Source organism: Actinoplanes sp. NPDC048988 (assembly GCF_043197815.1).
GTDB lineage: Bacteria > Actinomycetota > Actinomycetes > Mycobacteriales > Micromonosporaceae > Actinoplanes.
The window spans coordinates 376,480-392,480 of record NZ_JBICTW010000003.1; the positions used below are offsets into that span (position 1 = coordinate 376,480).

Sequence of the window (16,001 nt, forward strand, 5' to 3'; positions counted from 1 at the left end):
GCAGTACGGTGAGGCGCGTGGCCGACCATCTGGCGGCGCTGTTCGCCACCACCGAGGGCGGCGGGCGGGGCGCGTACGTACCGGGGCGCTACGACCTGTGGCTGCACGGCGCCGACGCGTCCACCGACCGGCTGATCCATCATCATGAGGCGCAACACGTCATCCTCAACTCGGCCAGCGCGTGGGGCGCGGCCCTGCACGCCGCGGCGGCGATGCCCGGATGGCAGCCGGTGTTCGGCCGGCTTCTCGACCGCTGCCGCACGACCCACGAGTCGTTCGCGACCTACCTCGGCCGGGACGCCGCCGATGCGGAGACGGTCTTCGGCGAGTACGCGCCTCTGCTGCACGCACTGAACGAGTTCGTCGAGCCGTTCGAGGGCTCGCAGCGCCGGGCCCTGGCCGTGACGGCGCTGGCCCAGGCCTGCATGCAGACGCCGATCCTCGACCAGATGCTCGCGGCCTGGCCGGAGCCGCTCTCCCTCGGCGTGCCGCTGCGCACCGACCAGCCCGACGAGCGGTTCGCGTTGCTGTGCCGCACACCGGGGCTCGCCGCCACCGCCGCAGCCGCAGCCGCAGCCGACGCCTCCTGGGCGCTGTGGGAGGACACCGTCTTCCAGCATTTCGCCGAGGAACTGCGCCGGGCCGGAGCAACCGTCCTGGACGGGAACGACGGGCATCTGGCCGCCGCGGCCGAGCTGTTCGCCCGGGTGGCCGGCGTCGTGCCCGGCAGCCGCCTCGCCGTGGACGCCACCCCGGGCGCCGACCGCCGCCTGATCGGAATGGTGCTCAACCACGCCCGGCTCTGGCTGCACGGCCGGCGCCGGCCGGGCCGCTTCATCACGGTCGGTGCCGACGTGGATCCCGCCGAAGTGGTCCGGGTCGCCGAGGCCACCTCCCAGATCGGCGGCCGCCCCTCCCTCGTGATCAGCGCCCGGCTGCCCGGCCGTCTGCTGGCCGGATACGACTATCCGGACGACGGGGCCGCCACCCTCGAGGACCGGCGAGAACCGGTCGTCGGGGTCCGATCGCCGGCCGGCGACGGCGACGGGGGCGACGCGGTCTGGTGGGCCGAACTCCCCACCACCGCCGAGGCCGAAGCACTGGTCACCGCCTGGGACGGCCGCGGTGACCTGACCTTCTGCGTAGCGGCCAGCTGCCTCCCCCATCCGGCCTGGCGGTCGGCGTGGCTGCCCGTGATGCGCTCGGCCGGGCCGCTGGTGTGGCTGATCGACGTCGGCGTCTCCGCGCTGGCCGGCGAGTTCGGGCGCGGCCCGGTGCACGGCGTCTACCTCGACCTCGGACGGGCCCCGGCCGGCGCCCGGAAGGGGGTCGCCTTCAAGGTGGACGGGGTGGCCGGCACCTGGGTGGCCGTCGCCGACGAGCTGGGCATTCAGCTGATCACGCAACAGGTGGACGAGCTGGGTGCCGACCTGCGGATGACCGGGCGCGACTGGTCGGCGGACCTGCCGGCCCTCCAGCTCGTGCTGATCGAGCTGCTGCACGCGGAGTCCTACCTGGATCTGCGCGGCCGGATCGACGGGACGCCGGCATGACCGGGGTCTTCCTGGGCTACCGCGGCATTCACCATTCGTACGCGCCCATGCTCGTGCACTGGGTCCTGCGGGAGCGCTTCGGCGACGGCCTGGTCTTCGAGGCCGGTTACGTCAACCAGCCGGGCATCCACTTCGCCGATTCGATCGCCGCGTGGCTGGAGCGCTGCGCGGTACTGGTCGTGATCATCGACCGGTACTGGCTGGACCGGATCAACCTCCTGCACGACGAGTCGGACTGGGTCCGCAAGGAGATCCAGTACTTCCTCGATCGCGACAAGAAGATCCTCCCGCTGTTGCTCGACGGTGCCGGCATGCCGGCCCGGGACGAACTGCCCACCGAGCTGGCCGGCCTGACCAGGTGGATCGGGCTGCCGCTGAACAGCGCGACCGCACACGCCGATCTCCAGCGGCTGGCCGGGCGCCTCGAGCAGGAAGTGCCCGACCTGGTTCTCTCGGCACTGCGGCAACCGGTTGCGGCGTACGCGACCCCGGCCGCGCTTCTCCGGCCCGAGTACGAGGTGTTCCCGTTCCGCGCCATCCCGCAGCTCAACGACCTGCGGGCCTGGGTGACCGCGCCCGACGGCCCGCCGTTTCATCTGCTCGCCGGCCCGTCCGGCGCCGGCAAGACGCGCCTGGCGTTGCGGCTCTGCGCCGAACTGGCCCCGAACCGGCCGGCGGTGATGCTTCCCCGGTCGGCCACGCCGGCCGCGCTCGACCGCTTGTCCGAGACCACCACGCCGTTCCTGGTCGTGATCGACGACGCCGAGTCCCGCCCCGAGGTGGTCGTGGCCGCCGCGCAGGCGATCGCGGCCGGTGGCTCGGCGTCCCGGGTCCTCCTGCTGGCCCGCTCGGCGGGCGAATGGCTCGACGACCAGGTCTCCCTGCTGCTCGGCCGAGTGGAAACCACCCACCTGCCCCTACTGCCCGCCGAGGAGGGCGACTTCGCCGTCGCCCACGCCGCCTTCGCCGACCGGCTCGGCCTCTCCGGCCAAGCGGCCCCCACGACGACGGCCCCCGCGATGACGCTGGTCGAGGCGCAGGCGCTGGCCCTGGCCACCCTTCAGTCGGCCCCGGAGGGTGGAGGCGGCCCCTGGACCCGCCTGGCCGCCGCGGAACGGGACCGGTGGATCACCACGGCGGCGGCCTGGGATCTGCCCCGGCTGCGCCCCCGCGACGCCACCGAGATCCTGGCCGCCGTCACGATGTTCGGCGCGCCGGGCGAAGCCGGCGCGCGGCGACTGCTGGCCGCCCTGCACGCCCTCGACGGCTGGCGGGCCGGCGATATCGACACCGCCCTGGCCCTGGTCCGGACCATGCTGCCCGGCCCGCTGGCCCTGAACCCGCTGCAGCCGCAGCCCCTCGCCGACGAGGTCATCGCCGACCATCTCCGCCGCGGCGCCCGGACGGCCGGCGTCGTCGGCATCCTCTCGGACGACCAGGCCCGCACCGCGGCGGTCGCCCTGGGAAACTGCCTCGCCGCCCACCCCGGTCTGGTCGACGCGGCCAGTCCCCTTCTCGTGGCCGGGCACGGCCGGCTGACGGCGGCGGCGATGACGGCCCTGCCGGAGCTGGCCGACCCGGAACCGCTCGTCGCGGCGATGAGCCGGGCCCTCCCCCAGGTGGCCGCCGGCGATCTGGTCGGGCTGGTCGACGCGCTGCCGCTGCGCAGCGAGGCGCTGGCCGCGTTCGCGACCGATCTGACCCGCAGGGCTTTGCCGGTACGGCCGGACGGGGCCGGCTCCGCACGTCTGCACCGGCTGCTGGCCATCCGGCTGGTGTTCCAGGGCGGCCCGGCGGACGAGGCGGTGCGGGCGGCCGAGGCAGCCCTGCTCGGGTTCGGTGCGGACGGGGTGGACCGCGCCGAGGCGTACGCCACTTTGGCCCAGGCCCTCGACATCGCCCACTCCCCCGGCCCGGCCCGGGAGGCCGGTGACCGGGCGATCGCGATGTTCCAGCGGTTCGCCACCGACGAGCGGGCTCGTGCCGCCCTGGCGACCGCGCTGATCAGCCAGGCCCACCGCGACGAGACGCGGAGCGGGCCGGCCGTCACGGCGTACGAAATCCTGCGTGACCTCGACGCCGCCCGGCCCCGTCGCTACCGTTCGCTGCTGGCCGACGCCCTCGACCTGCTCGTCGCCCGCACCGGCCGCCAGGACTACGCGCGCGCGGCCGTGGCCCTGCGCCGGACCCTCGCCGCGGCCCGGCCCGACGCCTACCGGCCGGCGCTGGCCGCCGCGTTGTTCAATCTGGCTGTGCTGCTCGGATCCGGCGCGGAGGCGGCGGGTCTGGCGCGGGAATCCGAACGGATCTACGCCGAGCTCGCGGCGACGGCCCCCGAGCGGTACGGGTCGTCGCTCGATCGGGTGCGGCGCCGGTGGGAGGGCCGGGATGACTGACCATCTGGCGCGGCTGTGCGCCGAGGGCGCCGGCAGCACCGGCCACTACACGCCGCACTCGTTCGACCTGCGCCTGCTCGGCACCCGGCAGGCCGCCGACCACATCGTCTACCTGCACGAGGTCCACCACGCCGCCCTGAACGACGTGACCGCGTGGGGAACCGTGCTGCACGTCTTCGCCCGCCTGCCCGGCGCGGCGGCCCCGTTCGCCCGCCTGCTCGACCACTGCCGGACCACCCACGAGACCCTGGCCACCTTCGCCAGCGTGCAGATCGCCACCGCCCGGCACGGCCGCCTGGACGACGTCCTCGACGCGTACCCGCGGTACGTCCCGCTCCATCGGGCCGCCACCCGTCTCACCGCCGGGGTCGCCGGCCCCAACCGGCGCCAGCAGGTCGCCACCGCCCTGGCCCGGCTCTGCATGCAGACGCCGATCCTGGACGCGGTCACCGCCGCCGGCCCCTCGGCTTTCCGCCTGTCCGCGGTCCGCGCGATCGACCGTCCCGACACCCGCTGGAACTGGTTCCAGCGGCAGGGTCCCGGCCTGGTCACCGCGGCCGCCGGCGCCGCCGACCGGGTCGTCGCGCGCGAGTTCGGCCCGGCCGTGCTGACCGGCGACGGACCGGACGGCGACCTGTACACGGCGACCGGCCGCGAGCACGACGATGCCTGGGACCGGTGGGAACTCGCGGCGTACGACCATCTCCGGACGGCCCTGGCCGCTACCGGCGCCCGCTGCCTCGACCTGAACGGGCATCAGGCGGGAACCGCCCGGCTGCTGGACCTGGCCCGGGCCGAGCACGGCGACCTGGGCCTGCGCGCCGCGATGAGCGCCGAGCAGCGGCGCAGCGACGCCGACATCGCCTCCTCCGTTCTGCAGCAGGTGCGGCACAACTTCGCCGGAGAGGCACCCCATCGCGCGGTGCCGGTCCCCATGACCACCGAGGACCTGGTACGGGTGCTGGCGGAGCGGCCGGTCCTCGACGGCCGTCCTGCGATCGTCGTGAACGCCCGGCCACCGAGCCGGCTGGCCGCCCTCTACCGGTGGCCACCGGCGGCGAACCCCCCTCCGGTCGCGGTGCGGCTGATCGTCGAGGACGACGAGGGCCCGGCCGTCGGCCACGTGCCGGTCACCGGCCCGGCCGCCCTGACCGAACTCGTCGGGCTGTGGGACGGCCGCGGCGCCGTCGCGTTCTGCGCCGGCGCCAGCTGCCTCGCCGATCCCGGGTTCGCCCGTGAGTGGCTGCCGTCCGCGCCGCGCCCGGCCTTCGTGCTGGTCGATGTCGAGCTCGACCGGTTCGTCCCCCGCTGGGCCGCGAGCGGTGATCCGGTCGTCGCGGTCGAGGTGCGGGTGAGCGACACCGGCGGCGACCGGACCGCGTTGCTGATGACCACCGGCGACAGCGGCGTCTGGTGGCTGGTGGTGGCCGACGACGTCACCGTCCGCCTCGTCCTGGAGTACGCCCGCCACCTGCTCGGCCCGGCCTTGCGCGTCGACAGCGGCGCCTTCGCCGCCATCCGCGAGCCCGCTCGCCTGGTCATCACCGACGTCCTGGCGACCGAGTCCTTCACCAGCTTCGACGCCCTGGGGAGCAGCCATGCCTGACGACGACCTCGACGCGGTCTTCCGCTCCGCCGGCGTCGACCCGGCCCACCTGGGCCCGGAGGAACTGGCCCGGCTCGCCGGCCAGGCCGCCTCCCCGGTGGCCGGCCTCATCCTGCACCCGCCCCGCGTGGCCGGCCTGTTCGACGCGGAGAACCGCCCACCGGACTTCCTGGAGATCCACGACCGCGAGTGGTGGCTCGACGCCACCGACCCGGACGGCCGCCGCTATCTGCGCACCGTGCTGGCCGCCGCCGCGATCACGGACGCCCTCGGCCTGTTCCACACCCTCACCTGGGTGACCACCGTCCTGCCGGCCACCGTGACCGTCGAGGCGGTCACCGCCGACGATCGGGGCGTGCACTTCGTCCTGCGCCGCCTGCCCGCCCCCGGCCTGCCGCCGGAGCTCGCGGACGACATCAACCGGCAGGACTTCGACGAGTTCGCCGCGACGCTCGCCGGCGCCGATCCGACCGTGCCCCTATCGACCGGCGGCACCGTGACCTTCGCCGACGACGCTCTCCTCGGCGACGATCCGGCTGAGCACTGACCGAGCCGCCGCCGGGGATCTCACCACCAGGCCCAGATCGTCCGGCTCCCGCCCGCCGGTACGCTTCCCGGTCTGGATGCGGAGGGCGGCCGCCCGGGTCATCGAGCAGGGCAGCGTCAACGGCGGAAACCCGTCGACCGAGCAGACGTACGCCCACAACCCCGTACCGTCGAGAAGCGGTTCGATCGCGTAGCGGAAGCCGGTCGTGCCGGACAGCAGGGCGTCCAGGCTCTCGCCGAAAGGCGTGTCGATGAGCAGGAACACGTCCGCCACCCGGTCGAAGGCGTCCTTCCAGCGCTCCGCCCACGCCGCATCCCGGGCACAGGTGAGCGCGATGCTGGCGAGGCCGGCCGCCGGCAGCGCGCCGGGCGACCCGACCCGCTCGATCAGCACTCCCGCACCCGAGCGACGGCGCAGCGCCACAACCGGTTCCTCACCCGGCGGCAGCGGATCGGCGCCGAGCGCGTGCTGGCGGCGCCACACGCTCGCCCGCCGGACCACCACCATCGGATCGCCGGTCATCGAGCCCCCGAACTCGGTCACCGTGGCCGGCCGGGGCGCACGCAGCCGCAGCGACTCCAGATCGAACAGGTTGGCCGGATCACGGTCGATGGTCACCGGCGAGTCGGTGACCTGTTCCGCGATGCGCGGCAGCGCGCCGAGAACGGCCGCCGTGTCCAGCACCGGGCGTCCCATCGCCCGGAACCGCTCGGCCACATAGGCCGAACAGAGCGCGCTGAGCCGGCGGCGTTCCCCAGCGCCGACCTCGTCGCGCAGGCCCACCTCGCTCAGCTCGGCCCACCGGCCGCGCCCGAACTCGTCCGCGGCCATCCGGTCCCAGCCGTCCCAGAAGGTGGCGCCGAGACCGAGAACCGCCTTCAGCAGACTGTCCGGATAGTTCCGGGCGTTGACGCGGCTCGCGGTGAACCCCTCCAGCGAGACATCGAGAACGTCGGCCTGCATGCATCCGGCCAGCACCGAGTCGGCCGCCACGGCCCGCACCAGATTGTCGGGCCGGGCATGCGGGCCGGCCTTCAGCGCGTGGTCGAGATGCGTCCCGTACGACGGATAGCGGGCCCGGATGCCGGCCACGGACGGCGCGTCGGCCCGCCCCAGCACACCCATGACGGCGCTGTGCGTCGCGTACGCCTCGTGGGTCGCCACGCACGCCTCGACCAGCACGGAAACCGCGCGTCTGGGCCCCGGCCGCCGCCACATCGCGCCGAGAAGCTGCCCCCACGCGGTCGCCCCGTTCAGCCCGGCGTGCGCCGCCTCGTGCAGACTGACGAACGCCGACAGCCACGTGTCCCCGGAAACCCCCGCCACAATCCAGCCGTCCGCGCCGTACCGTCCCGTCGGCACCGGCCCGAAATTGAGGACGTGGCCCACCCCGGGATCCTGACCTCGGTCCGCCGTCATGCGGAACCTCCTCCCTGAGGACCATTCGATGCCCCGATGCCGACGTGTCTAGCTGTCCCGCATCCGGGAGCGGAGGACGTCGAACTCGCAGCCCGGCGCGTCCGGGTCGAAGCCGTGCTCGATCAGCCAGCGGGACGCGACCAGGCTGCGCAGCGACCACCAGGCCCGGATCACGTCGCGGTCGGCGCCCGGGCCGTACCCGGCGAGCAGGTCGTCCAGCCGTTCCTCGTGGCCGAGGGTCAAGGTGGCCAGGTCGGACATGGGGTCGCCGGGCGCCGCCTCGGACCAGTCGATGACGCCGGTGACCTCGTCGCCGTCGACGAAGACGTGGGTGATCTGGAAGTCGCCGTGGATGAACGCGGGTCGCCACGGCCGCAGCGCCGCCTCGGCGATCTCCCGGTTGCGGGTGATGACCTCGGGCGGCAGTACGCCGTTGGCGAGCAGCCACGCGCACTCGCTGTCGAGTTCGGCCGCCACGTCCTCGAGCTTTTCGCCCGGCCACGACGGCAGCGGCGCGTCGTGCAGCCGCCGGATGGCCGCGCCGGTCGCGGCCCACGCCGCCGGCGACGCGGCCGACGGTTCGCCGAGGACCCCGAGGGCTTTTCCCGGTACGGCGGCGATCGCCAGCACCGGCGGCTCGTGCCAGAGCACGGCCGGGGTCGGCACCGGCACCATGGCCATCGCCCGCACCTCGATGGCGGCGTGGGCCGGGTCGCCGTCGACCTTCAGGAACACGTCGCCGACGCGCAACGTCGCGCGCTGGCGGTGGGCGACGACGACCTCCACATCTTTCATACCGGCCATCGTGGCGAAGAAGACGGCCGATGTCGCCGCATTTAGAAGGGCAGCTCGCCGTTCTCGTCCCGCAGGGTTCCCGTCGGGCCGTCGGCACCGATCGTGGCCAAGCCGACGACGACGCGGGCGCTCTCCTCCGGGGGCCGGCCGATGCCCCAGGCCGCGGTCATGTCGGTGGCGGTGGGCCCGGGCTCGACCGCGTTGAACTTGATGCCGGGCTCGGACTTGGCGTACTGGACGGTGAGCATGGTGGCGGCCGCCTTGGAGGCCGCGTAGAGGGCCAGCGGCAGCCCGTACTCCGGCCGGTCCGGGTTGGTGACCGCCCAGAACGATCCCATGCTGCTGGACACGGTCACCACGACCGGGTTGGCCGACTTGCGCAGCAGGGGCAGGGCCGCCTCGGTGACCCGGACCAGGCCGACCGCGTTGGTGTCGAACGCCCGCAGGGCGGCCGGCCCGTCCACCGGGCCGTCGGCCAGGATGCCCGCGTTGTGCACCAGCACGTCGAGCCGGCCCTCGGCCTCCCCGATCGTGGCCAGGGCGGCGCGCACCGACGCGTCGTCGGTCACGTCGAGCTGGACGAAACGGGCACCCAGCGCGGCCGCGGCTTTCGCCCCTCGTTCCGGGTCGCGCGCACCGGCGTACACAATGTGCCCCCGCTCCTGAAGTTGTCTGGCGGTCTCGAATCCGAGGCCCTTGTTGGCCCCGGTGATCAACGTGACGGTCATGCCACGAACGCTAGGCACGGCCGCCGGCGCCAACCAGATCCCTGCCGTGCCAGGGGAACGACAGGACCCCCTCTGTTTCCGGTACGGCGAATTACGCTGGCCGGGTGAGCGACACGACGAACCCGCTCGGGGCGTTCCTGCGCGCCCGGCGCGAACTGGTGACGCCCGAGCAGGCGGGCATCCCCGACGGCGGCGTCCGGCGGGTGCCGGGCCTGCGCCGCGAGGAGGTCGCCATGCTGGCCGGGATCAGCGCCGACTACTACCTGCGGCTCGAGCGCGGCCGCAACCGCAACCCGTCCCTGCAGGTGCTCGAGGCGATCGCCCGGGTGCTGCGCCTCGACGAGGACCATTTCGCCCACCTGCTGACGCTGGTGTCCGAGGCGTCCCGGCGGCACAAGCACCGGCCGCGCAAGCAGGCCCCACCGCCGGGCGCGCTCAAACTCCTCGACTCGCTGATCCAGCCCGCGTTCATCGAGGACCGGTACTTCGACATCCTGGCCTCGAACAGCCTGGCCCGCGCCCTGTCCCCGGGCCTGGCCGCGGGCGGCAACCAGCTGCGCGACCTGTTCCTCGACCCGGCCGAGCAGGCGCTGCACCCGGAGTGGGAGAAAGTGACCGAGTGCTTCGTGGCCAACCTGCGCCAGGCCGTGGGCAACGACATCGACGATCCTCGCTTCATCGAGCTGACCGGCGAGCTGACCCTGGCCAGCCCTCGTTTCCGCCGCCTGTGGGCCCGCCATGAGGTACGCGGCCAGACCGGCGCCCCGATCAAAATCAACCACCCGCAGGTCGGCGAACTCACCCTCAACCGCGAACGCCTGGCCATCAGCGGCACCGACGACCTGATGCTGGTCGTCTTCCACCCGGACCCGGCTTCCCCCGACGCCGACAAACTGTCCCTGCTGGCCTCGGCCAGCCTGCCCGCATCGAGCACGGCCGGACCGGGCCGTCGGCAACCTCGCGGCCGCGATGAACCGGATCCGGCCACGGCGCCCGCCGTCTCCACTCGTGGACCCGGAACTTCGCCGACAATGGACGGAGAGCGCGCGGCTTAAGCCCCATGGGTGAAGCGGATCCTCCCGCACGATGAGGACGCGGACGACCTGGAACACTTCGGTGCGCCGCCGCTGTCGGCGTCTGCTCGCTGCTGCCCGGAGTGGAGCGGACCACCGGAGCCACCTGGCTGTTCGCCTTCGAGAACCTGCTGGCGGCGCGGGTCGAGGACATGGCCCACGACCTGGAGCCCAGGATTGCGGAACCCCAGCTGAGTTCAACGGGCTGCGCCCTCGGGTGTTCCCGGGCGCACGGCGTCCGAGAGGAAGGGCGCCGACCGCGACCGGGCGGAAGCGGCCGGCCTGGCCTTCACGCTCGCCCGGGCGATCTCCATCGACACCGCCATCGGCCTGATGGCCCGGGCCGGCGTCAAACCCTTCTCATCCGCGCCGGGCCGCGCTGACCGCGCCTCGGTCAGGCCGCCAGCGCCGGTTCCCGCTCCGGACTGGCGTTCTTCGGGGCGCGGGCCAGGGCGGCCGCCGTCGCCATGACCGCGAGGCCGGCGACGGTGATGGCCGCTCCCGCCCACAGCGGCGACGCGTACCCCCAGCCGGACGAGATGGTCAGGCCGCCGGCCCAGGCGCCCAGCGCGTTGCCCAGGTTGAAGGCGCCGATGTTGGCGCCCGAGGCCAGGGTCGGCGCGCCCGCCGCGTAGTGCATGACGCGGGTCTGCAGGCCGGGGACCGTGGCGAAGCCGAAGGCGCCCATCAGCAGCAGCCAGACGATGGTGGCCCACCGGCTGTGCGCGGTCAGCGCGAAACCGGCCAGCACCACGGCCAGGCCCACCAGCACGATCAGCAGCGTGCGGTCGACGCCGCGGTCGGCCGCGCGGCCGCCGAGGACGTTGCCGATGAACAGGCCCACGCCGACGATGACCAGCAGCCACGGGACCGTGCCGGAGGAGAATCCGGCCACGTCGGTCAGGGTGTACGCGATGTAGGTGAACGCGCCGAACATGCCGCCGAAGCCCAGCACCGTCACCGCGATCGACAGCCAGACCTGCACCGACTTGAAGGCGCTCAGCTCACGGCGTACCGACGAATTGTTCGCTCCGGAGGCGTCGGCCGGCACCAGGGCCAGGATGCCCAGCCAGGCCACCACCCCGACGGCCGTGATGGCCCAGAACGTCGAGCGCCAGCCGGCCGCCTGGCCGAGCAGCGTGCCCAGCGGGACGCCGAGCACGTTGGCCGCGGTCAGGCCGGTGAACATCGTGGCCACGGCGGCCGCCTTGCGCTGCGGGGCGACCAGGCCGGCGGCGAGGACGGCGCCGATGCCGAAGAACGCGCCGTGGCACAGCGCGGCGACGATCCGGCCGGCCAGCATCACCCCGTAGGTCGGCGCGACGGCGGACAGCAGGTTGCCGGCGATGAACAGCAGCAGCAGTCCGAGCAGCACCGGCTTGCGCGGCAGCCGGGTCGTGGCGACGGTCAGGCCGAGCGCGCCGACCACCACGGCCAGCGCGTATCCGCTGATGAGCCAGCCCGCCGCCGAAGTCGAGACGCCGAAGTCGGCCGCCACTTCGGGCAGCAAGCCCATGATCACAAACTCGGTCAGGCCGATACCGAAGCCGCCGATGGCGAGAGCCACCAGTCCGAGAGGCATTGGATCCACACCCTTTCTTGCGTACGCTGATAGTTGCGCACGCGTCATAAAAACTAGGCGGACGCAAATATAAAGCGCAAGCAACAATCCTGTGGCGGCCAACACCTACTTGCGCCGATCGGTTGGCAATGGAAACCTATTGGCATGACGACGAACCCGATCTCCGCCGACGGCGACCCGCGCCGGATGCTGGCCGAGGTGCGCGCGCTGTCCCGCCGCGTCCGCGTCGACCAGCGCATGACCTGGGCCGCGCTGCTCGTGCTGGGCGCCACCACGCTGCTCGCCATCCCGTTCGACTGGTTCGGCATGCGGGTCGACTGCCATGCCGACGGCAGCTGCGAGTTCGCCCGCAACGGCATGCTCTACTTCTGGCCGGCGGCCATGCTGCTGGCGTACGCGGTCATCGCCGTCTGCTACGTCCGGGCCGCCCGGGCCCGCGGGGTGGGCGCCCGCGTGCTGCCGTACGCGATCACCGGCGCCGTCACGGCCGTCGTGTTCCCCGCCGCCTGGCTGGCCGTCTTCCTCTACTTCCGCAGCCACCCGTACCCCGACGGCCCGCTCCCGTACTGGTATCTCGTGCTGGACCGGCTGGTCATGCCGTGGGGCATGATCGGGGTGGCGCTGCTCGTGCTGGTCTGGCTCGAACGCAACCTCGCGCTGCTGGCGTTCACCGCCGGCTACCTGGCCCTGGTGCTGCTGATCCTGCCGATGAACGACGGCTTCGCCTCACCACATTTCAGCCTCCGGGCCGGCATGGCGCTCCCCCAGCTCCTCATCGGCCTGGTGCTGCTGCTGGGCGCGGCCGGCTTCGCCCGGGCCGGACGGCGGCAGTGAGCGCCCACCCCTCCCTCGGCCTCGACGACGTGGTGCACCAGCGGGTCCGGCTCGGCATCCTCACGGTCGCGCACGAGGCCCGCCGCGTGGAGTTCGGCTACCTGCGCGACCAGCTCGACCTGACCGCGGGCAACCTTTCCAAGCACCTGACCGTGTTGGAGACAGCGGGCCTGATCGAGGTCGAGAAGGGGTACGAGGGCCGCCGCGCCCGCACCTGGATCACCCTCACCCCGGCCGGCACGACCGCCCTGGCCGACGAGATCGGCCGCCTGAAGCAACTCATCGCCCGAGTGGAGACCACCCCGGAGGACAGATGACCCTCGCCCTGACCCGCCGCCGCCTGCTCACCACCGCCCTGGCCACGGGGGTGGCGACGCAGTTCGCCGGCCCCGCCTCGGCCGCGCGCCCCCGCCTCACCCTGCCCGCGCCGACGGGACCCCATCGGATCGGGATGGTCGACCGGCACCTGGTCGACCGCGCCCGGCGCCGGGAGCTGATGACCAGTGTCTGGTACCCGGCGGCGGCCCGGCACCGCCCGCCGGCGCCGTGGATGCCGGACGCGCCGATGCGCGCCCTGCTCGCCGGCAACGGCCTTCCGGCCGACGCCGCCGCGGCCCCGCTGACGGCCGCGCGGTACAACGCACCGGCGCTCAAGACCCCGGGCCGGCGGCCGGTCGTCGTGTTCTCGCACGGCGCCGACGGTCACCGCTCCGAGACCACGATCATCGTGCAGGAGCTGGCCAGCCACGGCTACGTCGTCGTCACGGTCGACCACACCGACGCCTACACCGAGTTCCCCGGCGGCCGCCTCCGGGTGCCCGACGACAACGTGTCGGTCACCCCGTACGACCACGCCGCCGACATCACCTTCGTGCTCGACCGCCTGGAAGCAACCCGCAGGTTCGGGCCGGTCGGCATGTTCGGATTCTCCAAGGGCGGCACGGCGACCGCCCTCGTCATGATCGGCGACCGGCGGGTACGGGCCGGCCTCAGCCTGGACGGCCCGATGGAGTGCCAGCCGCCGATCACGGCCGACCTCGACCGCCCGTTCCTGATGATGACCGCGAACTTTCCCGCCGACGACTTCTGGGATCACCTGCGCGGCTGGCGCCGCCGCCTGCACCTCGACGGCGGCACCGAGCTCTCGCTCTCCGACGCGGTCTGGCTGTTACCGCAGCTGGCCCGCCTCACCGCAATGAGCGACGAGGACCTGGCCGGCTGGATCGGCACGTACGACCCGGCCCGCGCCGTGCGGCTCCAGCAGACGTACCCGCTGGCCTTCTTCGATCAGCACCTGCGGCCCTAGGCCAGGATCACGAGCTGCTGCGTGGCCCGGGTCATCGCGACGTACCGGTCCACCGCGCCGTCGAAGCCGGCGGGGTCGATCAGCACGACGAGGTCGAACTCCAGGCCCTTGGACAGCTCGGGCGTCAGCCACGTGATTCGGCCGCCGCCCCGGGACACCGTCCGGCTGATCACGCAGGCCACGCCCTCGCCCTCGGCATGGGACGCGAGCCACGAGGACAGAATGCCGTCCAGTTCGCCGACGGCGCCGTACACGACAGGCAGGCCGCTGGCGCGGATCGAGACCGGGACGTTCGCGTCGGGCAGCGCGGCCCGGATGACCGGGGCGGCCACGGCCATGACCTCCTCCGGCGTCCGGTAATTGATCGTCAGCGAGGCCAGCTCGACGTGAGTGAGGCCCACGCGCGCCAGCCTCTCCCGCCACGATTCCGTGAACGGGCGGCGCGCCTGGGCCCGGTCCCCCACGATCGTGAAGCTGCGCGACGGGCACCGCAGCAGCAGCATCTGCCACTCGGCGTCGGTCAGCTCCTGGGCCTCGTCGACCACGATGTGCGCGAACGGCCCGGCCAGCAGATCCGGATCCGCCGCGGGCAGCACCGACTCGTCGACCAGCACGTCACGCAGATCCGGTTGGACCAGCATCTTCATCAGGCCCTCGCCGTCGTCGTACCGCGCCGAGTCGATCAGATCGTCGACCACCCGGTCCATCCGCGCGCGCTGGCCGGCCACCGCCGCCTCGCGCCGCCGCCGGCGCCGCGATTCCTCCGGATCACCGACGCGCTGCCGGGCCGCGTCCAGCAGGGGAAGATCGGCGGTGGTCCAGGCTTGGGGTTCGGCCCGCTGCAATTGACGTACGCCGTCCGGGCCGAGCCACGGCGCACAGTGCCGCAGATAGGCCGGCACCGACCACAGATCGCCCACGATGTCGGCCGCCTCGAGAATCGGCCAGGCCCGGCTGAACGCGCTCGCCAACTCGCGATGGCGTACCAGCGAACGGCGCAGCGATTCCTCCGGCTCGTCGCCGTCGTATTTCGCCACCAGAATCGCCAGCAATTCCTCCCACACCTGATCGCGGCCCTCGTTGTGCGGCGTGCCCGGCCCCGGCGCGCCGAACGCCTCGGCCCAGTCGCCGGCCGTGAGCCGGATCTCGGCGTCGTCGGTCGTCACCGTCAGGCCGGTGCGCGGCGGTTCCTCGTAGAAGCGCACCGCCGCCTCGATCGCCCGTACCATGCCGGCCTCGGCTTTCAGCCGGGCCACATCCGGGTCACTCTCCGGGACGGCTTGCGCCCCTTGGGGTACGAGGTCACGCAGCGTGCACGTCAGCACGTCCTCCTCGCCGAGGCTGGGCAGCACGTCGGACACGTACGCGAGGTACGGCTCGTGCGGCCCCACGAACAGCACACCACCCTGCCGGTGGCCCAGCCGCGGATCGGAGTAGAGCAGGTACGCCGTACGGTGCAACGCGACCACCGTCTTGCCCGTGCCCGGCCCGCCGTCGACCACGAGCGCGCCGCGCGACCCGGCCCGGATGATGGCGTCCTGGTCGGCCTGGAGGGTGCCGAGCACGTCGCGCATCCGGGCCGACCGGTTCGTGCCGAGGCTGGCCACGAACGCCGACTGGTCGTCGAGGGCCGCGTTGTTCTCGAGGCCGTCCGGGGTGAACACCTCGTCCCAGTAGTCGGTGACCCGCCCGCGCGCCCACCGGTAGCGGCGCCGGCTCACCAGCCCCATCGGGTTGGCGTGGGTGGCGCCGAAGAACGGCTCGGCCGCGGGCGACCGCCAGTCGACGAGCAACCGCCGCCCGTGACTGTCGGTGAGCCCGAAGCGGCCGATGTACACCGGTTCGCCGTCGCCCGACCCGACCATCCGGCCGAGGCAGATGTCGAGGCTGTAGCGGCGCAGCGAGCGCAGCCGGGCGGTCAGCCGTTTCACCGCGTCGTCCCGGTCGACCGCCTGCCGCCCCTTGCCCGCGGGCGCCTTCCGCTCGACCTCGAGGCGCGCGGTCAACTCGGCGATCGACTCGGCCAGGCTCTGCGCGATGACGGCGAAGTGCTTGTCGTCCTCGGCGATCAGGGCCGGGTCGGCCTTGGCCGCCAGATTGGCCGGCAGATCGAATGCGCGCATAGAAAGTCCCCCGATAATCGCCGACAATTCGGCCATTCT

At 73.3% G+C, this 16,001-nt stretch carries 13 protein-coding genes; 8 read left to right on the top strand and 5 right to left on the bottom strand.

The features are described from left to right. Positions 1–17 precede the first annotated feature (17 nt). The 4 genes from ACGFJ7_RS12580 to ACGFJ7_RS12595 are packed head-to-tail and all read left to right on the top strand — an operon-like array spanning position 18 to position 6,102. The gene (locus ACGFJ7_RS12580) at positions 18–1,553 is read left to right on the top strand and encodes a hypothetical protein (protein WP_392642237.1); all 1,536 of its coding nucleotides are present in this window, start codon (positions 18–20) and stop codon (positions 1,551–1,553) included. After that, positions 1,550–3,949, top strand: a complete 2,400-nt coding sequence (locus ACGFJ7_RS12585; RefSeq protein ID WP_392642238.1) for a hypothetical protein — start codon at positions 1,550–1,552, stop codon at positions 3,947–3,949. The genes ACGFJ7_RS12580 and ACGFJ7_RS12585 overlap by 4 nt, the downstream gene beginning before the upstream one ends. Continuing rightward, positions 3,942–5,555, top strand: a complete 1,614-nt coding sequence (locus ACGFJ7_RS12590; protein ID WP_392642239.1) for a hypothetical protein — start codon at positions 3,942–3,944, stop codon at positions 5,553–5,555. The genes ACGFJ7_RS12585 and ACGFJ7_RS12590 overlap by 8 nt, the downstream gene beginning before the upstream one ends. Further along, positions 5,548–6,102 carry a hypothetical protein gene (locus ACGFJ7_RS12595; RefSeq protein ID WP_360248667.1) on the top strand — a complete coding sequence of 185 codons (555 nt, stop codon included), beginning with the start codon at positions 5,548–5,550 and terminating at the stop codon, positions 6,100–6,102. Before ACGFJ7_RS12590 ends, ACGFJ7_RS12595 begins: the two co-directional genes overlap by 8 nt. On the opposite strand, the gene ACGFJ7_RS12600 is transcribed toward ACGFJ7_RS12595, so the two are convergent. The 3 genes from ACGFJ7_RS12600 to ACGFJ7_RS12610 are packed head-to-tail and all read right to left on the bottom strand — an operon-like array spanning position 6,034 to position 9,044. Next, entirely contained in the window at positions 6,034–7,521 is a 1,488-nt protein-coding gene (locus tag ACGFJ7_RS12600; protein ID WP_392642240.1) for a hypothetical protein, read from the bottom strand. The two genes, ACGFJ7_RS12595 and ACGFJ7_RS12600, sit on opposite strands and share 69 nt — an antisense overlap. Before the next feature lie 48 nt (positions 7,522–7,569). Continuing rightward, a complete protein-coding gene (locus ACGFJ7_RS12605) occupies positions 7,570–8,316 on the bottom strand; it encodes a phosphotransferase family protein (RefSeq protein ID WP_392642241.1) in 747 nt (248 codons plus the stop codon). 41 nt (positions 8,317–8,357) lie between these two features. Further along, complete coding sequence (locus ACGFJ7_RS12610) at positions 8,358–9,044, bottom strand: SDR family NAD(P)-dependent oxidoreductase (protein WP_360248658.1); 687 nt, start codon at positions 9,042–9,044, stop codon at positions 8,358–8,360. A 104-nt stretch (positions 9,045–9,148) separates the two neighbouring features. On the opposite strand from ACGFJ7_RS12610, the gene ACGFJ7_RS12615 reads away from it, so the two are divergent. Continuing rightward, on the top strand, positions 9,149–10,099 hold the full coding sequence (locus ACGFJ7_RS12615) for a helix-turn-helix domain-containing protein (RefSeq protein ID WP_392642242.1): 951 nt from the start codon (positions 9,149–9,151) through the stop codon (positions 10,097–10,099). 412 nt (positions 10,100–10,511) lie between these two features. Here the strand turns inward: ACGFJ7_RS12615 and ACGFJ7_RS12620 are convergent, their stop codons facing one another. Beyond that, a complete protein-coding gene (locus ACGFJ7_RS12620; RefSeq protein ID WP_392642243.1) occupies positions 10,512–11,699 on the bottom strand; it encodes an MFS transporter in 1,188 nt (395 codons plus the stop codon). Positions 11,700–11,843: 144 nt separating this feature from the next. On the opposite strand from ACGFJ7_RS12620, the gene ACGFJ7_RS12625 reads away from it, so the two are divergent. The 3 genes from ACGFJ7_RS12625 to ACGFJ7_RS12635 are packed head-to-tail and all read left to right on the top strand — an operon-like array spanning position 11,844 to position 13,839. Then, on the top strand, positions 11,844–12,533 hold the full coding sequence (locus tag ACGFJ7_RS12625) for a hypothetical protein (protein ID WP_392642244.1): 690 nt from the start codon (positions 11,844–11,846) through the stop codon (positions 12,531–12,533). Continuing rightward, complete coding sequence (locus tag ACGFJ7_RS12630; protein WP_392642245.1) at positions 12,530–12,850, top strand: transcriptional regulator; 321 nt, start codon at positions 12,530–12,532, stop codon at positions 12,848–12,850. Before ACGFJ7_RS12625 ends, ACGFJ7_RS12630 begins: the two co-directional genes overlap by 4 nt. Beyond that, positions 12,847–13,839, top strand: coding sequence for an alpha/beta hydrolase family protein (locus ACGFJ7_RS12635; protein ID WP_392642246.1), 993 nt, complete (start codon positions 12,847–12,849; stop codon positions 13,837–13,839). The genes ACGFJ7_RS12630 and ACGFJ7_RS12635 overlap by 4 nt, the downstream gene beginning before the upstream one ends. Here ACGFJ7_RS12635 and helR read toward each other — a convergent pair. Then, on the bottom strand, positions 13,836–15,962 hold the full coding sequence (helR, locus tag ACGFJ7_RS12640) for an RNA polymerase recycling motor ATPase HelR (RefSeq protein ID WP_392642247.1): 2,127 nt from the start codon (positions 15,960–15,962) through the stop codon (positions 13,836–13,838). The genes ACGFJ7_RS12635 and helR overlap by 4 nt on opposite strands. Between the last annotated feature and the right edge of the window lie 39 nt (positions 15,963–16,001).

Excerpts from the sequence above, each read along its gene's own strand:
- ACGFJ7_RS12585 (WP_392642238.1), top strand. The coding sequence starts at position 1,550 with ATGACCGGGGTCTTCCTGGGCTACCGCGGCATTCACCATTCGTACGCG.
- ACGFJ7_RS12610 (WP_360248658.1), bottom strand. The coding sequence starts at position 9,044 with ATGACCGTCACGTTGATCACCGGGGCCAACAAGGGCCTCGGATTCGAG.
- ACGFJ7_RS12595 (WP_360248667.1), top strand. The coding sequence starts at position 5,548 with ATGCCTGACGACGACCTCGACGCGGTCTTCCGCTCCGCCGGCGTCGAC.
- ACGFJ7_RS12635 (WP_392642246.1), top strand. The coding sequence starts at position 12,847 with ATGACCCTCGCCCTGACCCGCCGCCGCCTGCTCACCACCGCCCTGGCC.
- ACGFJ7_RS12605 (WP_392642241.1), bottom strand. The coding sequence starts at position 8,316 with ATGAAAGATGTGGAGGTCGTCGTCGCCCACCGCCAGCGCGCGACGTTG.
- ACGFJ7_RS12590 (WP_392642239.1), top strand. The coding sequence starts at position 3,942 with ATGACTGACCATCTGGCGCGGCTGTGCGCCGAGGGCGCCGGCAGCACC.
- ACGFJ7_RS12600 (WP_392642240.1), bottom strand. The coding sequence starts at position 7,521 with ATGACGGCGGACCGAGGTCAGGATCCCGGGGTGGGCCACGTCCTCAAT.
- ACGFJ7_RS12620 (WP_392642243.1), bottom strand. The coding sequence starts at position 11,699 with ATGCCTCTCGGACTGGTGGCTCTCGCCATCGGCGGCTTCGGTATCGGC.
- ACGFJ7_RS12625 (WP_392642244.1), top strand. The coding sequence starts at position 11,844 with ATGACGACGAACCCGATCTCCGCCGACGGCGACCCGCGCCGGATGCTG.
- helR (WP_392642247.1), bottom strand. The coding sequence starts at position 15,962 with ATGCGCGCATTCGATCTGCCGGCCAATCTGGCGGCCAAGGCCGACCCG.